This is a genomic window from Streptococcus sp. AM28-20, from assembly GCF_003603595.1.
Classification (GTDB): Bacteria; Bacillota; Bacilli; order Lactobacillales; family Streptococcaceae; genus Streptococcus; species Streptococcus ilei.
Genome location: NZ_QTNK01000001.1, coordinates 25,425 through 42,817, shown reverse-complemented (window position 1 = coordinate 42,817; position 17,393 = coordinate 25,425). Strand labels below are relative to the sequence as shown.

At 42.9% G+C, this 17,393-nt stretch carries 18 protein-coding genes and 1 other annotated feature; of the genes, 2 read left to right on the top strand and 16 right to left on the bottom strand.

The genetic code is table 11. The features are described 5' to 3' along the window. Positions 1-96 precede the first annotated feature (96 nt). From DW738_RS00250 to typA, 5 genes are all read right to left on the bottom strand, one after another. Positions 97-1,314 carry a cell division protein FtsQ/DivIB gene (locus DW738_RS00250; protein ID WP_123160013.1) on the bottom strand — a complete coding sequence of 406 codons (1,218 nt, stop codon included), beginning with the start codon at positions 1,312-1,314 and terminating at the stop codon, positions 97-99. Continuing rightward, positions 1,311-2,381 carry a UDP-N-acetylglucosamine--N-acetylmuramyl-(pentapeptide) pyrophosphoryl-undecaprenol N-acetylglucosamine transferase gene (locus tag DW738_RS00245; RefSeq protein ID WP_123159427.1) on the bottom strand — a complete coding sequence of 357 codons (1,071 nt, stop codon included), beginning with the start codon at positions 2,379-2,381 and terminating at the stop codon, positions 1,311-1,313. Before DW738_RS00245 ends, DW738_RS00250 begins: the two co-directional genes overlap by 4 nt. Position 2,382: 1 nt before the next feature. Next, positions 2,383-3,735 carry a UDP-N-acetylmuramoyl-L-alanine--D-glutamate ligase gene (gene murD, locus DW738_RS00240; RefSeq protein WP_123159428.1) on the bottom strand — a complete coding sequence of 451 codons (1,353 nt, stop codon included), beginning with the start codon at positions 3,733-3,735 and terminating at the stop codon, positions 2,383-2,385. A 178-nt stretch (positions 3,736-3,913) separates the two neighbouring features. Next, positions 3,914-4,180: a DUF3165 family protein gene (locus tag DW738_RS00230; protein WP_023026447.1), complete on the bottom strand. Its 267-nt coding sequence runs from the start codon at positions 4,178-4,180 to the stop codon at positions 3,914-3,916. A 22-nt stretch (positions 4,181-4,202) separates the two neighbouring features. Beyond that, positions 4,203-6,050 carry a translational GTPase TypA gene (gene typA / locus DW738_RS00225; protein WP_123159429.1) on the bottom strand — a complete coding sequence of 616 codons (1,848 nt, stop codon included), beginning with the start codon at positions 6,048-6,050 and terminating at the stop codon, positions 4,203-4,205. A 238-nt stretch (positions 6,051-6,288) separates the two neighbouring features. Here typA and DW738_RS00220 point away from each other — a divergent pair, with 238 nt between their 5' ends. Then, entirely contained in the window at positions 6,289-7,011 is a 723-nt protein-coding gene (locus DW738_RS00220) for a 16S rRNA pseudouridine(516) synthase (RefSeq protein ID WP_123160012.1), read from the top strand. A gap of 193 nt (positions 7,012-7,204) precedes the next feature. On the opposite strand, the gene DW738_RS00210 is transcribed toward DW738_RS00220, so the two are convergent. The 4 genes from DW738_RS00210 to DW738_RS00195 all read right to left on the bottom strand — a co-directional run bounded on the left by DW738_RS00210 (position 7,205) and on the right by DW738_RS00195 (position 8,766). Next, entirely contained in the window at positions 7,205-7,438 is a 234-nt protein-coding gene (locus tag DW738_RS00210) for a hypothetical protein (protein ID WP_023022451.1), read from the bottom strand. 75 nt (positions 7,439-7,513) lie between these two features. Further along, on the bottom strand, positions 7,514-7,858 hold the full coding sequence (locus DW738_RS00205; protein WP_123160501.1) for a rhodanese-like domain-containing protein: 345 nt from the start codon (positions 7,856-7,858) through the stop codon (positions 7,514-7,516). Between the two features lie 38 nt (positions 7,859-7,896). Continuing rightward, positions 7,897-8,115: a YqgQ family protein gene (locus DW738_RS00200; protein ID WP_023022447.1), complete on the bottom strand. Its 219-nt coding sequence runs from the start codon at positions 8,113-8,115 to the stop codon at positions 7,897-7,899. Between the two features lie 123 nt (positions 8,116-8,238). Further along, complete coding sequence (locus DW738_RS00195; RefSeq protein ID WP_006596795.1) at positions 8,239-8,766, bottom strand: Dps family protein; 528 nt, start codon at positions 8,764-8,766, stop codon at positions 8,239-8,241. Between the two features lie 152 nt (positions 8,767-8,918). Here DW738_RS00195 and DW738_RS00190 point away from each other — a divergent pair, with 152 nt between their 5' ends. Then, complete coding sequence (locus tag DW738_RS00190; RefSeq protein ID WP_042507437.1) at positions 8,919-9,578, top strand: A24 family peptidase; 660 nt, start codon at positions 8,919-8,921, stop codon at positions 9,576-9,578. 6 nt (positions 9,579-9,584) lie between these two features. Here DW738_RS00190 and trpB read toward each other — a convergent pair whose 3' ends face one another. The 7 genes from trpB to msrB form a co-directional block, all read right to left on the bottom strand. Beyond that, entirely contained in the window at positions 9,585-10,772 is a 1,188-nt protein-coding gene (gene trpB, locus DW738_RS00185) for a tryptophan synthase subunit beta (protein ID WP_123160011.1), read from the bottom strand. A gap of 121 nt (positions 10,773-10,893) precedes the next feature. Then, positions 10,894-11,129, bottom strand: a binding site (T-box leader). A gap of 77 nt (positions 11,130-11,206) precedes the next feature. Continuing rightward, entirely contained in the window at positions 11,207-11,740 is a 534-nt protein-coding gene (locus DW738_RS00180) for a VanZ family protein (protein ID WP_023022440.1), read from the bottom strand. Further along, the gene (gene rlmN / locus DW738_RS00175) at positions 11,718-12,806 is read right to left on the bottom strand and encodes a 23S rRNA (adenine(2503)-C(2))-methyltransferase RlmN (RefSeq protein ID WP_023022438.1); all 1,089 of its coding nucleotides are present in this window, start codon (positions 12,804-12,806) and stop codon (positions 11,718-11,720) included. The genes DW738_RS00180 and rlmN overlap by 23 nt, the downstream gene beginning before the upstream one ends. A gap of 18 nt (positions 12,807-12,824) precedes the next feature. Next, the gene (locus DW738_RS00170) at positions 12,825-13,403 is read right to left on the bottom strand and encodes a YutD family protein (RefSeq protein WP_123160010.1); all 579 of its coding nucleotides are present in this window, start codon (positions 13,401-13,403) and stop codon (positions 12,825-12,827) included. 359 nt (positions 13,404-13,762) lie between these two features. Continuing rightward, entirely contained in the window at positions 13,763-15,475 is a 1,713-nt protein-coding gene (locus DW738_RS00160) for a sensor histidine kinase (protein ID WP_123160009.1), read from the bottom strand. Continuing rightward, on the bottom strand, positions 15,472-16,206 hold the full coding sequence (locus DW738_RS00155; RefSeq protein ID WP_123160008.1) for a response regulator: 735 nt from the start codon (positions 16,204-16,206) through the stop codon (positions 15,472-15,474). The genes DW738_RS00160 and DW738_RS00155 overlap by 4 nt, the downstream gene beginning before the upstream one ends. A gap of 58 nt (positions 16,207-16,264) precedes the next feature. Beyond that, a complete protein-coding gene (gene msrB / locus DW738_RS00150; protein ID WP_023026439.1) occupies positions 16,265-17,386 on the bottom strand; it encodes a peptide-methionine (R)-S-oxide reductase MsrB in 1,122 nt (373 codons plus the stop codon). Positions 17,387-17,393 lie beyond the last annotated feature (7 nt).

Below are 17,393 nucleotides of genomic sequence, written 5' to 3'. Positions count from 1 at the left end.
GCTCCATTTAGTTAGAACTATCCAAATTTCATTATAACACAAATATGCCCATAGTGGGCATATTTTCTTCATTTATTTCAGATAATTTATGAGGGCTTACTCAGCGGGAACTTCTTCGTGTTGCTCGGTTACGACTGCACTCTCATCAGAATCTGTCGAGTTGGCGTCCGCTTCCTCCGTTTTGTTCCCTTCTCCTTGCTCTTCTTCTTTCTTTTCCTGAGCTAAAGTGGCCATGGTTTCTGCATTATAACTGTATATACCCGCTTCCATGTCAATGACACTGTCATCTTCAATCAGTTTACGAATCTTATCGTAATAAGGCAATTTTCGCTTGATCTGAGATACAGGCACTAAAACCTTGGTGCCATCCTTCATGGTTAGCGTCACCAAATCCTTAGTCACCTTGCTCGGTGTCAAGTCCACTGACTCAATTTTATCTCGTACAGAAGATGGTATTTTCCCGAGTTGTTTGACAAATTGTCGGACCAATTCTCGATCAGAAAAACGAACGCTTAGGTAAGACTTGGGAAGCTGATCCGTAGCAACCGGTGTCTCCACGACTTCCCCATTCTCTAAAATGGGATAGTGATCTTCCTCAGTCACATAGTAACCAAAAACCTGGTATTCCTCAACCTGAACCTTGAAAGTCGTAGGGAAGGCATAAGTCATTGAAATATCCTTGACCCAGGGGCTCGCTGCCTTCATATTAGCAAGATAACGATCCCGATTTAAGAAAGTTGTCAAGGTATAATCCCGATCTTGGATGCGACTTTTTTCGAACAACAGGGTCTGATCCGCATTTTTATTCCCTGAAAATTCGAGCACTTTTTGCTTCGCTAGGGGTGTTAAAAGATAGGCAGAAAAGAGAGCAATAAGGGTACTGATAACCAAAACTGGAATAGCTCTGTAGATGTGACGTCTCGCAACTTGGCCTTCCTTTTTAGCCTTCTTCGCTAGTTCCTCTTCTTCGAACATAGCTTCTGAAGCTTCTGTTAGGTAGATGATTTTTTCTTCTTCAGCATCTTCTTCTGTTTCTTCAGGAAGAGTTTCTTGCAATTCCTCCTCAGCTACATCGGCCGCATTCTCATCTTCCTCTTCATCTATAGTCTCAGCGTCTTGCTCTACGGCATCTAGATCTTCAGAGGGAGTTTTTTGATTCAGAAGTTCTTGTCTTTCCTTCTCTTCTTGTGCTTTCTTTTCTTTTTCTTCTTGCTCTTCTAATTGTTTTTTCTTTTGATACTCCTGGTTTCGTCTCTGCCACTCAGAGAGCTTAGTGACTTCCTTAGGAGTTTTTTGGTTCTTCTTATCCGTCATTTTTTCCTTTTATTAATTTCTTGATGGACCAGACTGTAAAATTCATCCAAGGAAAGCAGCTCATTCGAAGACTTCATCGCTTGATGATAGCTTTCTGCCCCTTGGAACATTTTATCCATCGTATTTTGCAAACGATCCATGCTCAATTCTGGCTCAGCGATGGTTTCTGCATAACCTTTCTCAACGAAATATTGAGCGTTTTCGATCTGATCTCCCCGACTAGCTTCTTTCCCTAGAGGAACGATGATATGTAGCTTATTCATGGCCAAGAGTTCAAAAATCGTATTGGCACCACCACGAGTTACCACTAGGTCTGCCTTTTGGAGTAATGGAAGATAGTGATCTGTCACGTAATCCACGCGGTAAAGATGAGGAGCTTGCTCATTTAAGGAGGAGTCCCCTGTCAAATTAATGACATTGTAGCTTGCCAACAAGGCTTCTCGATTATTTGTAACAAACTCATTGAACACTCGTGCACCAGCAGAGCCCCCCACAAAGAGAAGGGTTGGCAACTGTGAATCAAATTGAGCAAATACTGCTTCTAATTCTACTGGGGTTGGAACTTGTCCCTGATGAACCTTGGTCACAGCTCCTACATGTTGGGCTTTGACTAGGCTTTTCGGTTGCTCAAAGGTCGTGAACATTTTCGTCGCAAACTTATAAGCAATTTTGTTAGCTAAGCCCATGGAACGGTCTGATTCGTGTACCAATACAGGTACGAAACAAAGTCGTGCAGCCACTACCGGAGGAACCGAAACGAAGCCTCCTTTAGAAAACAAGACCTGTGGCCGTACACACAGCATGATCCAAATCGATTGGAGAATCCCCCAGAAGACCTTGAAGACATCCAACATATTTTGCCAAGAGAAATAACGGCGCAACTTACCCGTCGCAATCGAGTGGAAATGAATGTCCAGGCCAGACTTCAAAATCTCTTGGTGCTCAATTCCCTTCTTATCCCCAATATAATGAACTTCCCAACCGTCCTCGATAAAGCGAGGGATAAGGAGAAGGTTCAAGGTGACGTGGCCAACTGTACCTCCCCCTGTGAATACTATTTTTTTCATATTATTTTTTCAACTCTTCTACTGTTTTTAGGAACTCATCGCCCCGCACTTCAAAATTCGCATACATATCCCAGCTGGCATTGGCTGGACTAAACAAGACGATATCGCCTGACTCAGCTATTTCAAGGGCTTTGCGCGTTGCGTCCGCCACATCCGTCGCATCTAGATAGGCCACACCCGCTTGATCCGCTGCCCGTTTCACCCGTTCAGCAGACTCTCCGAGGATGACCATTTTTTTTAGACCGGTAATATCTGGCACCAATTCATCAAATTCATTGCCTCGGTCCAAACCACCAGCGATTAAGATGACATGAGCGTTATCAAATCCAGACAAGGCTTTTTGGGTTGCTAAGATATTGGTAGACTTACTATCATTGTAGAATTTCACCCCTTCAATCTCAGCCACATACTGCAAGCGGTGCTTCACCCCGCCAAAGGCAGATAAGGTTTCTTGGATTGTTTGATTGTCAATGCCACGAAGTTTGGCCACTGCAATGGTAGCTAAGGCGTTTTCTACATTGTGGCTACCTGGTACACCGATTTGATCTGCTCGCATAACGGCTTCACCTCGGAAGTAAAGGACACCATCCTCTAAATAAGCTCCGTCCACCTTTTCTTGAGTTGAAAATGGCACCACAGTAGCCTGCGTTTGCTTAGCCAAATCTTTAGCGAGATCTTGGTTAAAGTTCAGTACCACAAAATCCTTGGCAGTCATATTCTTTTGAATAGCCCATTTTGCAGCTACATAACCTTCGAAGGATCCATGATAATCCAAGTGGGTTGGCATGAGATTAGTAATCACTGCGATTTCTGGATGGAAGGCTTCAATTCCCATCAATTGGAAAGAAGATAATTCCATCACCAATGTGTCTTTAGCTGTCGCTGTTTGAGCGACTTGACTAGCTGGAAAACCAATATTCCCAGACAAAAGACCATTTTGTCCAGCGGCAGTTAACACTTCCCCAATCATGGTAGTGGTGGTTGTCTTTCCATTTGAACCAGTGATGCCGATGATCGGCGCTTCTGAAATGAGGTAAGCCAATTCAACCTCAGTCAAAACAGGGATGCCTTTTTCAAGGGCCCGTTGGACCATGGGATTCGTGTATGGAATTCCAGGATTCTTCACCATCACCGCAAAGTCTTCATCCAAGAGTTCCAGAGGATGTCCTCCTGTCACGACTTTGATTCCTTCTTCCAGCAAACTCTGGGCTGCAGGATTTTCTTCAAAGGCTTTTCCATCATTCACCGTTACGATAGCTCCTAGGCGATCTAGTAAACGTGCTGCAGATTCTCCGGATTTCGCCAATCCTAAAACAAGGACTTTTTTATTTTTAAATGTTTCAATGATGTTCATAGCTTTTTTACTCCAATTTGTTCACCTTCTATTTTACCCTTTTTTAGACAATTTAAAAAGCCTTAAGACAGCAAAAGAAGCAACACCTTACAAAAATGACCTCTTCCCCTTCTTTCATAAAAAAGTCGCCATGATTTTACATCACAACGACTCTATTTCTGGAGTGAAAATCTCCAGTTTATTCTGATTTATCCAAGCGTTTAGAAGACTTGGTTGGCAACCGCGAGATATCAACAAGGGCCAGGTAGCCTACAAAAGCAAGGAAGGCACCAACAAAAAATTCTGAAGGTAATTGGAAGATTTGGAAAATTGCTAAGCAAAGCAGAATCACCAAAGAGACCAACAATACGACCAGGGTTACTACATTCAGAGTTCCTCTAATACTCTTTGGAGCTGCAAAAAGATAAAAAAGGAGGATCAAAATACCTATAATTAAATAAACCATTTTGTCACTCCTTTCTTATTTCTTATTCAGCTGCAGCTGATTTTTTCTTTTTGTTTGCTTTTTCGCGCTCTGCCTTGTTCAAGATTTGCTTACGCAAACGAATAGATTCAGGCGTTACTTCCATGTATTCATCGTCATTCAAGAACTCAAGTGATTCTTCAAGAGTCAGGATACGAGGAGTCTTGATAACCGCTGTTTGGTCCTTGGTAGCTGAACGAACGTTGGTCATTTGTTTTGCTTTCGTGATGTTAACGGTCAAGTCATTTTCACGAGAGTTTTCACCGATGATCATTCCTTCGTAAACCTCAGTACCTGGGTTAACAAAGATCGTACCGCGTTCTTCGATAGACATGATTGCGTAGGTTGTTGCTTTACCAGCATCAATAGAAACGAGGGCACCACGGTGACGTCCACCGATTTCACCTGGAATCAATGGCAAGTATTGATCAAAAGTATGGTTCATGATTCCGTAACCACGAGTCATTGACAAGAACTCAGTTGAGTAGCCAATCAAACCACGCGCAGGAACAAGGAAGACCAAACGAGTTTGCCCGTTTCCAGTAGCCACCATATCCAACATCTCACCTTTACGTTCAGAAAGGCTTTGGATAACAGATCCTTGGTATTCTTCAGGTGTATCGATTTGTACGCGTTCAAACGGCTCACACTTGACACCATCAATTTCTTTGATGATCACTTCTGGACGAGATACTTGAAGTTCATAACCTTCACGGCGCATGGTTTCAATCAAGATAGACAAGTGCAATTCACCACGTCCTGAAACTGTCCATTTATCTGGTGAATCCGTTGGGTCTACACGGAGTGAAACGTCTGTTTGCAACTCAGCTTGCAAACGTTCTTCAACCTTACGAGAGGTCACCCATTTCCCTTCGCGACCAGCAAATGGTGAGTTGTTGACCAAGAAGGTCATTTGAAGAGTCGGTTCGTCGATGTGAAGAACTGGCAATGCCTCAACTGCGTCTGTTGGAGTGATGGTTTCCCCAACGAAGATATCTTCCATACCAGATACGGCAATCAAGTCACCAGCTTTTGCTTCTTGGATTTCACGACGTTCCAAACCAAAGAAACCAAAGAGTTTGGTCACACGGAAGTTCTTGGTTGTACCGTCCAATTTAGAAAGAGTAACTTGGTCACCAACTTTTACTGTCCCACGGAAGACACGACCGATACCGATACGACCAACGAAGTCATTATAGTCCAAGAGTGACACTTGGAATTGAAGAGGCTCATCTGAGTTATCAACTGGAGCCGGAATGTGGTCGATAATGGTATCAAAAATTGGCGCCATCGTCTTTTCTTGATCTGCTGGATCATCAGATAATGAAGATGTTCCGTTGATAGCTGACGCATAAACGACTGGGAAGTCAAGCTGGTCATCATCCGCACCAAGCTCGATGAAGAGTTCCAAGACTTCATCTACAACTTCTGCTGGACGAGCTGATGGCTTATCGATTTTGTTAACGACAACGATCGGCACAAGGTCTTGTTCCAAAGCTTTTTTCAATACGAAACGAGTCTGTGGCATAGTCCCTTCGTAAGCATCTACGACCAAAACAACACCGTCAACCATTTTCATGATCCGCTCAACTTCTCCACCGAAGTCCGCGTGTCCTGGCGTGTCCATGATATTAATACGAGTTCCGTTGTAGGCAACTGCTGTATTTTTCGCAAGGATGGTGATTCCACGCTCTTTTTCGATATCGTTTGAGTCCATAGCACGCTCTGCCAACTCTGTACGCGCGTCAAGAGTTTCAGATTGTTTCAATAATTCGTCAACAAGGGTTGTTTTTCCGTGGTCGACGTGGGCGATAATCGCGATATTACGGATATCTTCTCTTAATTTTGTCATGATTTCCTCTATAGTATTCAAAAATTTATTTTCTAACTGAGCAATTATACCACAATTTTAAGCAAATGGCATAACTCTGACAAGTGTAAATGTTTTCATGCTTTCTTTCGAAAATCTTCTTTCTCATTCCCACTCCTAACCACTCTATTCATGAAAATCTTTCAAGTCTTCAATCTCTTTTCTTCACCCTTTTTCCGAATACTTGTGATTCTCTTCATTTCATGCTATCCTGTTTTTTATGAGATTAGATCAATTACTGGCCCACTACCAAATTCCTCGTAAGGAAATCAAACAGAGCCTGGCTAAAAGGCAGATTCTAGTCGACGGGCTTGCTGCAACAAAATTATCCCAAAATGTCGATACAGGTCTCCAAGAGGTTCGCTGGAAAAATCGGGTCCTTACCGACTGTTCCCATCATTATTTTCTTCTCCACAAGCCCCAAGGGCTGGTGACGGCTACCAAGGATGCCCAGCATCCTACAGTGCTGGACCTCCTTCGAGCAGAAGATCGAACACCCAATACCTATCCTATCGGCCGGCTAGATCGGGATACCACCGGTCTTCTCTTACTCACAGACAATGGACCGCTAGGTTTCCAACTCCTTCACCCTCGATACCATATTGAAAAAGAATACGCAGTAACAGTTAATGGCCCTCTCGAACCCGCTCATATCAATCGTTTTCAAGAAGGGATCACTTTTTTAGATGGGACCAGGTGTAAGCCTGCCAAACTCGAAATCCTTACCTCCAGTCCCAAAGAAAGCCGAGCACTAGTCACCCTGTCTGAAGGGAAATTCCATCAGGTGAAAAAAATGTTCCTCTCAGTCGGTGTCAAGGTCACTGCTCTAAAACGAGTTCAGTTTGGGGATTTTACATTAGATTCGGAGCTAGCAGAGGGTCAATACCGCTCTTTGAACCAAGATGAATTACAGACTATTAAAAACTATTTAGAAAACAGTTGACAAAACAAAAAAGAGGCTGGGACAAAAGTCCTAGCCTCTCAATTGTCTTTGGATTGTCGAGCAAGACGCAATGGTTGAGTGGGCTCTACTACGCTGATTTCATCAGCTTTTACAGTCCTACTCAACTGTGCGGAGGCGGGACGACGAAATCGAATTCTAACGAATGACCGATTTCTGTCCCACTCTCTTTTTTTTAATTAATCCCCGAAAGTTGTGAGATAAACACGAGACAGAAAATTACAGAAAGCACAATCCCTACAATAGAGAGCATTATTTCTGTCGTATAGTCTAGTCCAGACTCTTTTTGATTTAAAATAGCCGAGCCCAAACCAAAAACACCAAAAATAATACTGATCAATGGAAATATAAAGGCAACTATGATAGATATGATACCCAAAACAAATGAGGCATTGTTCTTTTCTTGCAATTTCTAGAAACTCCTTAAAATTAATATCATTTTATTATGATACATCAAGCATCTTTAGCAACATTTTCCTTGATCTTAACTAGTCTTTACCTTTCCATCCCATGAATCCAAACCGTAGGACAAGATATAGATATCTTTATAGCCTTGTTTTTTCAAGAAGAGGGCCGCATTGGTCACACGGGAACCACGACTGTTCTCATAAAGCAAGACTGGTTTATCCTTTCGAAGAGCCGCCAAGCTCACTTTCAATTGGTTGGATGGAATGTTCCGAGCCCCTAAAATATGCTTAGCGTGGAACTCATTCGGTTCACGCAAGTCTACTAATTGGCCTTTGCGGATCAATTCTTCAAACTCTACATTGTCCACAATTTTTGCAGCACGACGGATACGGAAGTAATTGTAACCCATCCAGCCGAACATTGCTAAAACAATCAACCATACTAAAATATTTACTAAACTCACTTTTCTTTATCCTCTTCTAAATAACGTAATTCCTGTGCGTGTTCTCTGCGTAAGACAGCTTCTGCTTCTAGATAATCTAGCTTTTCCATCAGCCCAGCGTCATAGATTCTTTTCAATTCAATCTTCATCAATTCGATGTCGTAAAGCCGTTTTCCGACATAAATGATGATTCCAAATTTTTTCAGAAATTGTTGAACATCGTACAGGGTTTTCATGTGCTTATTCTATCAAATCTTTCAAGTATTTTCAAGATGGTCCCTGTTTTATTTACAGGAAAAATCACTGTCGAGCAAAAACGAGCCTCCCCATCAAGGAAGGCTCGTTTGTTTCTTTTCAGATTACAAACCTGGTGCTTGACCTAATTCAGCGGCAATCATCCAGATATGTTTTTCCAATTCAGCTTTTGCACCGACAAAGATATCGTTGGTCACATCATCTCCTTCAGCGTCTGTGATATCCAAGGCTTTTTGATAAAGACTTACCAAATAGCGGAAGATAGAAAGGACACGTCCCAAATTTTCTTCCATAGAGCGTTCAAATGAACCTTTTTCTTCTTGGATATTGCTGTGTTCCAAGAACTCAACCATGCTAGCATATGGGGCACCACCCAAGGTAATCAAGCGTTCACTCACTTCATCAAGAGTCGCATCCAAGCTTTCCATGTATTCATCCATTTTTGGATGCCATACGAGGAAGCCACGACCACGCATATACCAATGTACTTGGTGCAAGGCAATATGAGCGACATAAAGGTCTGCCACCACTTGATTCAAAACCGCTTTTGTATCGGTTAAACTCTTGCTTACTTCACTGATGGTTGCAAATGTTGCTACATCTTTTGCTGCTTCTTTTTTGATTGTTGTCATAAATAAATTCTCCTTTTTAGAATTATTCTAATTTAGTTATATTATAATCCTTCTAATTAAGAAATGCAAGAGAAAATGCTTAAATAAGAAAAGTTAGAAAATTGTTTCATTTCTAATCGTTATTAGTCATCTTTTTTACGAATACTATAAGTATGATCAACTTTTATTTTTTTACAGTCGGTTCCTGTATTGCCTCCTTTTTAGGACTCGTCATCGACCGCTTTCCAGAAAGCTCCATCATTCGTCCAAGAAGCCATTGCGACCATTGCCAACAGACCTTGAGACCTCTGGACCTGATTCCTATCCTCTCACAAGTCCTCTTTCGATTCCGTTGTCGCTATTGCCAGAGCCCGCTTCCTTATTGGTATGCTCTCTTTGAAGCCTGGTCTGGCCTCCTTTTTTTGCTGTGCTATCAGGGCCTTCTTCCTATTTCTCATCTTTTCGTTCTGCTTGGTAGTTGTGTTTTGGCCATCTACGATTTGCGCTCCATGGAGTATCCGCTTCTCCTCTGGCTGGTGCTCCACGCTCTTTGCCTGTTTTTCACCAGCCCTACCCTCTTGATGGGAGTCTTTCTCTTCTTAGGAGTCCTGTCAGCTGTTTACTCCATCGGCATTGGAGCAGGGGACTTTCTCTTACTAGCTACTTTTTCTTTGACCCTCTCAGCTGTCCAAGTCCTCCTCGTCATGCAAGGGGCTTCCCTCATTGGTCTCCTGGTCTTCCTCTTAAAAAAAGAAAAAGACCGGATTCCTTTTGTTCCCTGTCTTTTTCTGAGTTATCAGGCTTTACTGTTTTTTACAATTTTTAGCAGATAAGATTTCTTATTTTGTAGCTTTGGCTTCTAGATAATCGGCAATCGCAGCCACGTCCTTATCCCCACGTCCAGAAACATTGATGATGATAATCTTATCTTTGTCCAATTGTGGAGCACGTTTAACGGCTTCTGCAATGGCATGTGAACTCTCAATAGCTGGGAGGATTCCTTCTGTCTTACTGAGAAGAAGAAGGGCTTGAACGGCTTCATCATCTGTCGCTGCCACATATTCGACACGACCAGAATCTTTAAAGAAGGCATGTTCCGGTCCAACCCCTGGGTAGTCCAAACCGGCAGAGATCGAGTACACTGGTGCTACTTTTCCATCTTCACCAAAAACAGCATAGGTCTTCATCCCATCGACAACACCAACAGTCCCCTTGGTCATGGTTGCTGCGTGCTGGTCTGTATCCAAGCCATGTCCAGCAGCTTCAACACCGACCAATTTGACTTCCTCATCGCCCACATATTGGGAGAAGGCACCAATGGCATTGGATCCACCACCGACACAGGCAATGACATAGTCCGGTAAACGACCTTCTTTTTCCAAGATTTGACGTTTCGATTCTTCACTGATGACTTTTTGGAATTCATGCACAATGGTTGGATAAGGGTGAGGGCCAACAGCAGAACCTAAGACATAAAAAGCATCTAGATCCGCCATCCATGCTCCAAAAGCAGCATCAACAGCATCTTTCAAGGTCTTCGTACCTGTTTCAACGGCATGAACTGTTGCCCCCATCATTTCCATGCGGAAGACATTGAGACGTTGGCGCTCAACATCTTCTGCCCCCATGTAGACATCACAGGCCATGCCAAACTTAGCTGCCGCAGCTGCTGTAGCCACACCATGTTGACCGGCTCCTGTTTCAGCAATCACGCGGGTTTTGCCCATACGCTTAGCCAAGAGGATTTGCCCCAAGACGTTATTCAATTTATGCGAACCTAGGTGATTCAAGTCTTCGCGCTTCAAATAAATTTTCGCCCCACCTAAATGCTCTGTCAAACTTTCCGCAAAGTAGAGCGGTGTTTCCCGTCCAGAATAATCTTTCAGATAATGCTTGTATTCTGCGATAAATTCTGGGTCATTTTTGTACTGTTCAAAGGTTGCCTCTAATTGATCGAGCAAGTTTTGAATAGGTTCTGGTACGAAAGACCCACCAAATTGTCCGAAATAGCCTTTTGTTTCTGTCATGATTGTGTCCTCTTTTCTATATCTTCAATTCTGTTTATGATCTTTTTCTCTCTCTGGTCCTTTGAGCTGCAGTCTCACAGGGTCCTTTTGAGATACAAAAAACCTCACACAGAAAAATCTGTGTGAGGACGATTCGATACCGCGGTGCCACCTCAATTGTAGGAAAACATACTTTCTCCTACATCTCTGACCTGTCTAGCAACAGGCTGCACGATAAGGTGTGCTCACCGAATTTTTATTGTTTCAAATTCATCATCATAAACGCATCAGCCCATTTCAAGATCCACCACTGCTTGTTCACAATGACCACAAGCTCCCTGGAAGTGAGAAAAATCTCTACTTTTCTGATGTCTTGAAGCTATTATAGCTTCCTACCTATCGTTTGTCAACCCAAAATTTGAAATCGTCTTCAATCGTTCGGATTTTGGACCAAACTAAGATGGCTTGTCCTTACTCATAGAAGCTTGCAGCCATTTAAAACACAGATAGGCTAGGTAGCCTCCCAGGGTATTGGTCCACAGATCATCTATCTCAAATACCCGATTGAAATCAAACAAGAGGTCTAGGACAATCTGACTGAGCTCGATCCATAAACTCATCCCTAGACTAAAGCAAAGGACGCGTTTCCGAGTGCCTAGCCAAGGCCAGAGCCAAAGCAGCTGAAAGACCAAAGGGAATAAGAGAAAGATGTTGGCTATATTTTGTACAAACACCTTGATCAGCTGGACCAGGCTGGTCACTTGAGCTAGGTTGATGAGGGAATTAAAGGGAACCAGCAATACGACTACTCGCCCAAAATGTTGGATACCAGGTGTTTCCATTCCTGGTTCAGGCCGTTGGGGGAGAAAACACATGAGACAGAGCAAGACAAAATAGAAGAAACTGCCACCTAGTAGCAGTTGTCTTCCTTTATTTGTTAATTGACCTTGTTCTATCAGCCCGTTGTTACGGTTGAACTTGTTCAACAATGGCTTTCTCCCGGTCTCTCTTCATCGTATTGGAACGCAATTGGCCACAAGCAGCATCAATATCCGTACCATGCTCTTGACGAACCACGCAGTTGACTCCGTTTTTCTTCAAGGTGTCATAAAAGGCCATCACGCGCTCTCTTGGACTCCGGCTATACTGATCATGCTCACTAACTGGGTTGTAAGGAATCAAGTTTACATAAGATAACTTCTTGATCTTTTTAAGGAGTTCTGCCAATTCTAAGGCTTGTTCGACACCATCATTGACTTCATTAAGCATGATGTACTCGAAGGTTACCCGGCGGTTGGTCGTTTCAATATAGTACTCAATAGCCGCAAATAATTTCTCGATTGGGAAAGCGCGGTTGATTTTCATGATGCTGGAACGCAAGTCATTATTTGGAGCATGAAGTGATACCGCCAAGTTGACCTGAACCCCTTCATTAGCAAAATCACGAATCTTATGAGCCAAGCCAGAAGTTGAGACGGTAATGTGGCGGGCACCAATAGCTAGTCCCTTGTCATCATTGACCGTACGGACAAAGCTCAAGACATTCTTGTAGTTATCAAAGGGCTCACCAATTCCCATCACAACGATGTGGCTGACGCGTTCATCTTGACCACGCTCGTCAAAGTACTTTTGAACTAGCATGATTTGGGCAACGATTTCCCCACTGTTCAAGTCGCGTTGCTTCTTGATCAAACCAGATGCACAGAAGGTACAGCCGATGTTGCATCCTACCTGAGTGGTGACACAGACTGACAAGCCATAATGTTGGCGCATCAAAACTGTCTCGATCAACATGCCATCTGGCAATTCAAAAAGGTATTTGACAGTTCCATCTGCTGATTCTTGCACAATCCGTTGTTTCAAAGGATTGATCACGAACTGATCATTCAATGTTTCGATCAAGCTCTTAGATAGGTTGGTCATTTCTTCAAATGACTGGACACGTTTCCGATAGAGCCATTCCCAGATTTGGGTTGCTCGGAATTTCTTTTCACCATGTTCTTCTGCCCACTCGATCAGTTCTTGTCGAGTCAGGCCATAAATTGAAGGTTTCATCTTATCTCTTTTCTCTCTTTACTTTTGACGGATGACAAAGTGGCGTTCTTGCCCACCCTGTGCATCTTTTTTTCTAGACCGCTGACGGTTCTTTTTCTTTGGTTGAGAAGTCTTTTGTTTTTGCTCTTGTTCACGTTCTCGTTGCTGATTTTTAGAACGATTTCGGCGATTTTGACGACCGCCACGCTTAGCAGAACGGTTGCCCTCTTCCTGTTGTTTTGGAGAAGATTTCTTGTCAAAGGATGCTCGACGGGGTTCTGCATTTTCTAGGACAAAATAAGCACAGCCATAGCTACAGTATTCTAATAAATAATCTTCCAGGCGGCTAATTTTCTCTGCATCTGTGACCGGACGATCATCTTTATAGAAGCCACGTAGACGCAACTGTTCATTGCTCCAATCACCGACAATATAATCAAATTTGGTTAAAACCTCTGAAAAACGCTGACCAAAGACCGTCGCATCAAAGGCTTCATTTTGGTTCTCAACCAGCTCAAATGTCAATTGTTCTGCTAGCACTTGATTGCCGACCAGACGAAATTCCGGTCCAGGATATTTATTATAATTAAATAATTCAGGGGATATTTCTTTGCGCATAGCCTTCCTTTATTCATACCTTTAGTTGTAACACTTTATTTTATCATAAATCCCTAGCTTTAGATAGAATTTCAACGGAAAAGAGAGATTCTGTAAAAAGTCTGACGATTTAATTTACCTCTTCTTCCTGTCTCATCAGAAAAAATAGGCTTTTTCAAAGCTTACTCAAACGGAAAATAAGAAGGAGGCTGGGACAAAAGTCCTAGCCTCTCAATTATCTTTGGATTGTCGAGCAAGACGCAGTGGTTGAGTGGGGTCTACTACGCTGATTTCATCAGCTTTTACACCCCTACTCAACTGTGCGGAGGTGGGACGACGAAATCGAATTCTAACGAATAACCGATTTCTGTCCCACTCTCCTATGAATGTTCATCTCGTGATGTGAGGGGTAAATAAAGAGTGATTTTCGTATAGCTATTAGCCTTAGAATCAATCTCCATATGATAGCTAGCCCCAAACTGTAACCGCAAGCGTTGATCCACATTTTTCAAACCAACGCCTCCTAGTCGAAGAAGAGTTTGGTCTGTCGACTCAGACAAAGCAAAGCCTCGTCCATTATCGTAAATCGTCAGGACCACTTGTTCTTCTCTAATTTCCGAAGTGACTCGTATCACGCCCGGCCGATCCATCTCCTTGATGCCGTGATAGATGGCATTTTCCACTAAGGGTTGTAGGACCAGTTTAGGAAGCTGATAATCTCCCAACGTCCCCTCTTCTAAAATTTCATAATTCAACTTATCCCCATAGCGTTGTTTCTGAATGAAGAGATACTGGCGCACATGGTCTATTTCATCCTGAAGCCTAATTTGTTCTTGTCCTTGATTGAGAGCAAGGCGAAAATATTTGGCTAGGGACTTGGTCAGGTCAACCACCCGCTGACCATCATTAAACTCAGCCATCCAGACAATGGTATCCAAGGTGTTATAGAGGAAATGAGGATTAATTTGGGCTGCAAGAGCTCGCAGTTCATAGCGTCGTGCATTTTGTTCCTCTTCTTTAACCAATTGCATAAGGTTTTCAATTTGATCCAACATACGGTTGAAGGCTTGAGCAAGATCTACCAATTCAGGCGATCCTTTGGTAGTCGCCCGCAAGTGGGAATCACCAGCTCCTATTTTCAGAATGACGGCCTGTAAATCTTGTAGGGGTTTAATCCACAAGCGCAGAATGAACCAGATTCCCAGCCAGCACATGATGAGGACGAGAGCTCCTAAACCTATAAAGGAATAGAGCATTTGCGACTGAAGCATCTGGAGACCTTCCAGAGAAGCCACTCCAATTAAGGTCCAATCACTCTCTGGTATAGCAATTTGATAGACAAAGTTCTGTCCCTTTTGGGCATAGCCATCCTTGACAGCAATATAGGGTTGCATGGCCTGCATTTCCTGACTAGAAGAATAGACTGTCTTTTTAGGATGGTAGACAAATTCATGCTTCTGATTGATGATGAAACTAAAGCCTTTTTTGCCCAGTTGGAGATGATCCAGATAAGCTTCTAGGCTCTGATAGCCAATATCTAGGCGCAAAACTCCTAGATTTTGACCAGAAGCATCCACCACTTCCTGGGTGATAGAAATCACCCACTTGTCCTTCTCTGAAGACAAAGATTCCTTCCGGGCTGGCGTCAAGACAGGAATGGCCCTCTTCTTGATAGCCTCCTGATACCAGCTTTCGTTCATCATATCCGATGAGGTCTGCATGCTAATTTGAGAATCCGTAGCAACAAGGCGTCCATCCTTAGTTACTAAGACAGCCGAAACCAGATCTGGGTCTGTCTCAATAATGGTTCGCATCAGACTTTGAACGGCTTCTGGGCTCTCCTCCTTGTCTTGAGCAAACTGACGAACGGTCTCTTCTTTACTGAGGATCGAGGTGGTCTGCTTCAATTTTTTCAGATAGGAGGTGATAAACTGACTACTCTGGTCGATACTATTGCGGGTTGTTCGCTCTGTCAGTTGGCCAATGGTTGCTGAGCTAGTTTGATAGTATAGACTACCGACTAAACCCAAGAGCAAGAGAATGAAGACAAATACATAAACAATCAGCTGAATCAGCAAAGGGTATCGTTTCATTCATACTCTCCTTTTTTGTATTGTCTTGGGGTTACACCGACTACTTGTTTAAAGCGTTGAGAAAAATAGTTCATATCTTCAAAGCCAACCTGGGCTGCAATTTCATAAATCTTGAGATCAGTCGTCAAGAGTAAAAGTTTGGCCTTCTTCATCCGTTCTTGGATCAAGTATTCTTGAAAAGGGAGGCCCAATTTTTTCTTGATTAGGACGCTCAGATAAGAGGGACTAAAACCCAGTTGAAGAGCCAAGTCCTTGAGGGTTAATTGGGAATCCGCTAAGCGGGAATGAATAGCCTCTTCCAATTCTGTCGAATGCCCCTGATCCACCAAGGTTTCAACCTGGGCTTTCTTTCCTTCCTCGTCTAGCTTATTCTTAACTTTCCCCAGCATCTCTTCAATATCTGTTTTTGAAAAGGGCTTGAGGAGATAGTCATCTGCTCCGAGTCGAATGGCTTTCTGAGCAAACTCAAAATCATCATAGCCTGTTAGAAAGATGATATGGCAGGACGGAGCTTTCTCTCGGACTAGTTGGGCCAAATCTAAGCCATTCAACTGTGGCATATTAATATCAGTTAAGAGAAGATCAGCCGGTTGTGCTTGAAATTTTTCCCAAGCTATTCGCCCATTTTCCGCTTGGTCAATGACCTTCATCCCAAACTGTTCATAATTCACTAGAGAAGTAAGTCCCTGCCGAACCAGCTCTTCGTCTTCTACAATCATGATTGAATACATGTGTTTCACCTACTTATCCTTGTTATACTCATTATATCAAAGTAGGTCGCAAAAAGTCTCAGACATAGTCCAACAAATAGCCGTAGCCCTTTTCTGCCATCTCTGCTTTAGGAATGAATTTAATTGACAAACTATTGATGCAGTAGCGAAGGCCACCTTTTTCCTTAGGTCCATCCGTAAAGACGTGGCCTAGATGGGAATTTCCTACTCGACTCCGAACCTCTGTCCGAGTCATATTGAAACTCTTATCTTCCTTGTAGGTTGCCACATCGGGACTGATCGGCCGGCTAAAGCTTGGCCAACCACAACCAGAATCAAATTTATCTTTTGAGGAAAAGAGGGGCTCTCCTGTTACGACATCCACATAGATGCCCGCTTCAAACTTATCCCAATAGCGGTTAGAAAAAGCACGCTCTGTATCATTCTCTTGCGTCACTGCATATTCTTCGGGCGATAACTTCTTCTTGATCTCTTCATCATTTGGTTTTGGATAACGACTAGCGTCAATAACCGGATAAGAAGCTTGATTCACATCAATGTGACAATAGCCATTCGGATGTTTCTGTAGATAGTCCTGATGGTAGTCTTCCGCCTTGATATAATTAGCAAGTTCTTCTTTTTCTACAGCCAAAGGCTTATCATATTTCTTTGCCACTTCTTCAAATACTTGGTTTATGGTTGGCAAATCTGCTTGATCGGTGTAATAAACTCCTGTCCGATATTGACTTCCCTGATCATTTCCCTGACGGTTTTTTGATGTTGGATCAATAATCCGGAAATAGTGTAGAAGCAGTTCTTTCAAGGAAACCTTCTTGACATTATAGGTGATGTGTACCGTTTCGGCATGCCCTGTTTGGTTGACCAGTTCATACTTGGTAGTATCCCCTTTTCCATTGGCATAACCTGATTCGGCATCAATGACGCCTGGAACACGGGAAAAATACTCTTCCACACCCCAGAAGCAGCCACCAGCTAGATAGATTTCTCGTTGGTCTTCTGGATTGACTTTTTCTTCCTTCTTTTTGTTTGCTACTGGTGTCTGACTCATGGACGCTTTTTTGATCTGCTCAGTCGTCGCATCTGATGTATCCAAGGCCATGGATCCTTTGATAAGGAAAAAGAGTCCAAAACAAAGCAGGCCCACTAAAAGAACGGAAATGAGTTTCCATTTTGTTTCCATTTTATGT

Coding starts and splice junctions, on each gene's coding strand:
- DW738_RS00250 (WP_123160013.1), bottom strand. CDS start 1,314: ATGACGGATAAGAAGAACCAAAAAACTCCTAAGGAAGTCACTAAGCTC.
- DW738_RS00245 (WP_123159427.1), bottom strand. CDS start 2,381: ATGAAAAAAATAGTATTCACAGGGGGAGGTACAGTTGGCCACGTCACC.
- murD (WP_123159428.1), bottom strand. CDS start 3,735: ATGAACATCATTGAAACATTTAAAAATAAAAAAGTCCTTGTTTTAGGA.
- DW738_RS00230 (WP_023026447.1), bottom strand. CDS start 4,180: ATGGTTTATTTAATTATAGGTATTTTGATCCTCCTTTTTTATCTTTTT.
- typA (WP_123159429.1), bottom strand. CDS start 6,050: ATGACAAAATTAAGAGAAGATATCCGTAATATCGCGATTATCGCCCAC.
- DW738_RS00220 (WP_123160012.1), top strand. CDS start 6,289: ATGAGATTAGATCAATTACTGGCCCACTACCAAATTCCTCGTAAGGAA.
- DW738_RS00205 (WP_123160501.1), bottom strand. CDS start 7,858: ATGTTCGGCTGGATGGGTTACAATTACTTCCGTATCCGTCGTGCTGCA.
- DW738_RS00200 (WP_023022447.1), bottom strand. CDS start 8,115: ATGAAAACCCTGTACGATGTTCAACAATTTCTGAAAAAATTTGGAATC.
- DW738_RS00195 (WP_006596795.1), bottom strand. CDS start 8,766: ATGACAACAATCAAAAAAGAAGCAGCAAAAGATGTAGCAACATTTGCA.
- DW738_RS00190 (WP_042507437.1), top strand. CDS start 8,919: ATGATCAACTTTTATTTTTTTACAGTCGGTTCCTGTATTGCCTCCTTT.
- trpB (WP_123160011.1), bottom strand. CDS start 10,772: ATGACAGAAACAAAAGGCTATTTCGGACAATTTGGTGGGTCTTTCGTA.
- rlmN (WP_023022438.1), bottom strand. CDS start 12,806: ATGAAACCTTCAATTTATGGCCTGACTCGACAAGAACTGATCGAGTGG.
- DW738_RS00170 (WP_123160010.1), bottom strand. CDS start 13,403: ATGCGCAAAGAAATATCCCCTGAATTATTTAATTATAATAAATATCCT.
- DW738_RS00160 (WP_123160009.1), bottom strand. CDS start 15,475: ATGAAACGATACCCTTTGCTGATTCAGCTGATTGTTTATGTATTTGTC.
- DW738_RS00155 (WP_123160008.1), bottom strand. CDS start 16,206: ATGTATTCAATCATGATTGTAGAAGACGAAGAGCTGGTTCGGCAGGGA.
- msrB (WP_023026439.1), bottom strand. CDS start 17,386: ATGGAAACAAAATGGAAACTCATTTCCGTTCTTTTAGTGGGCCTGCTT.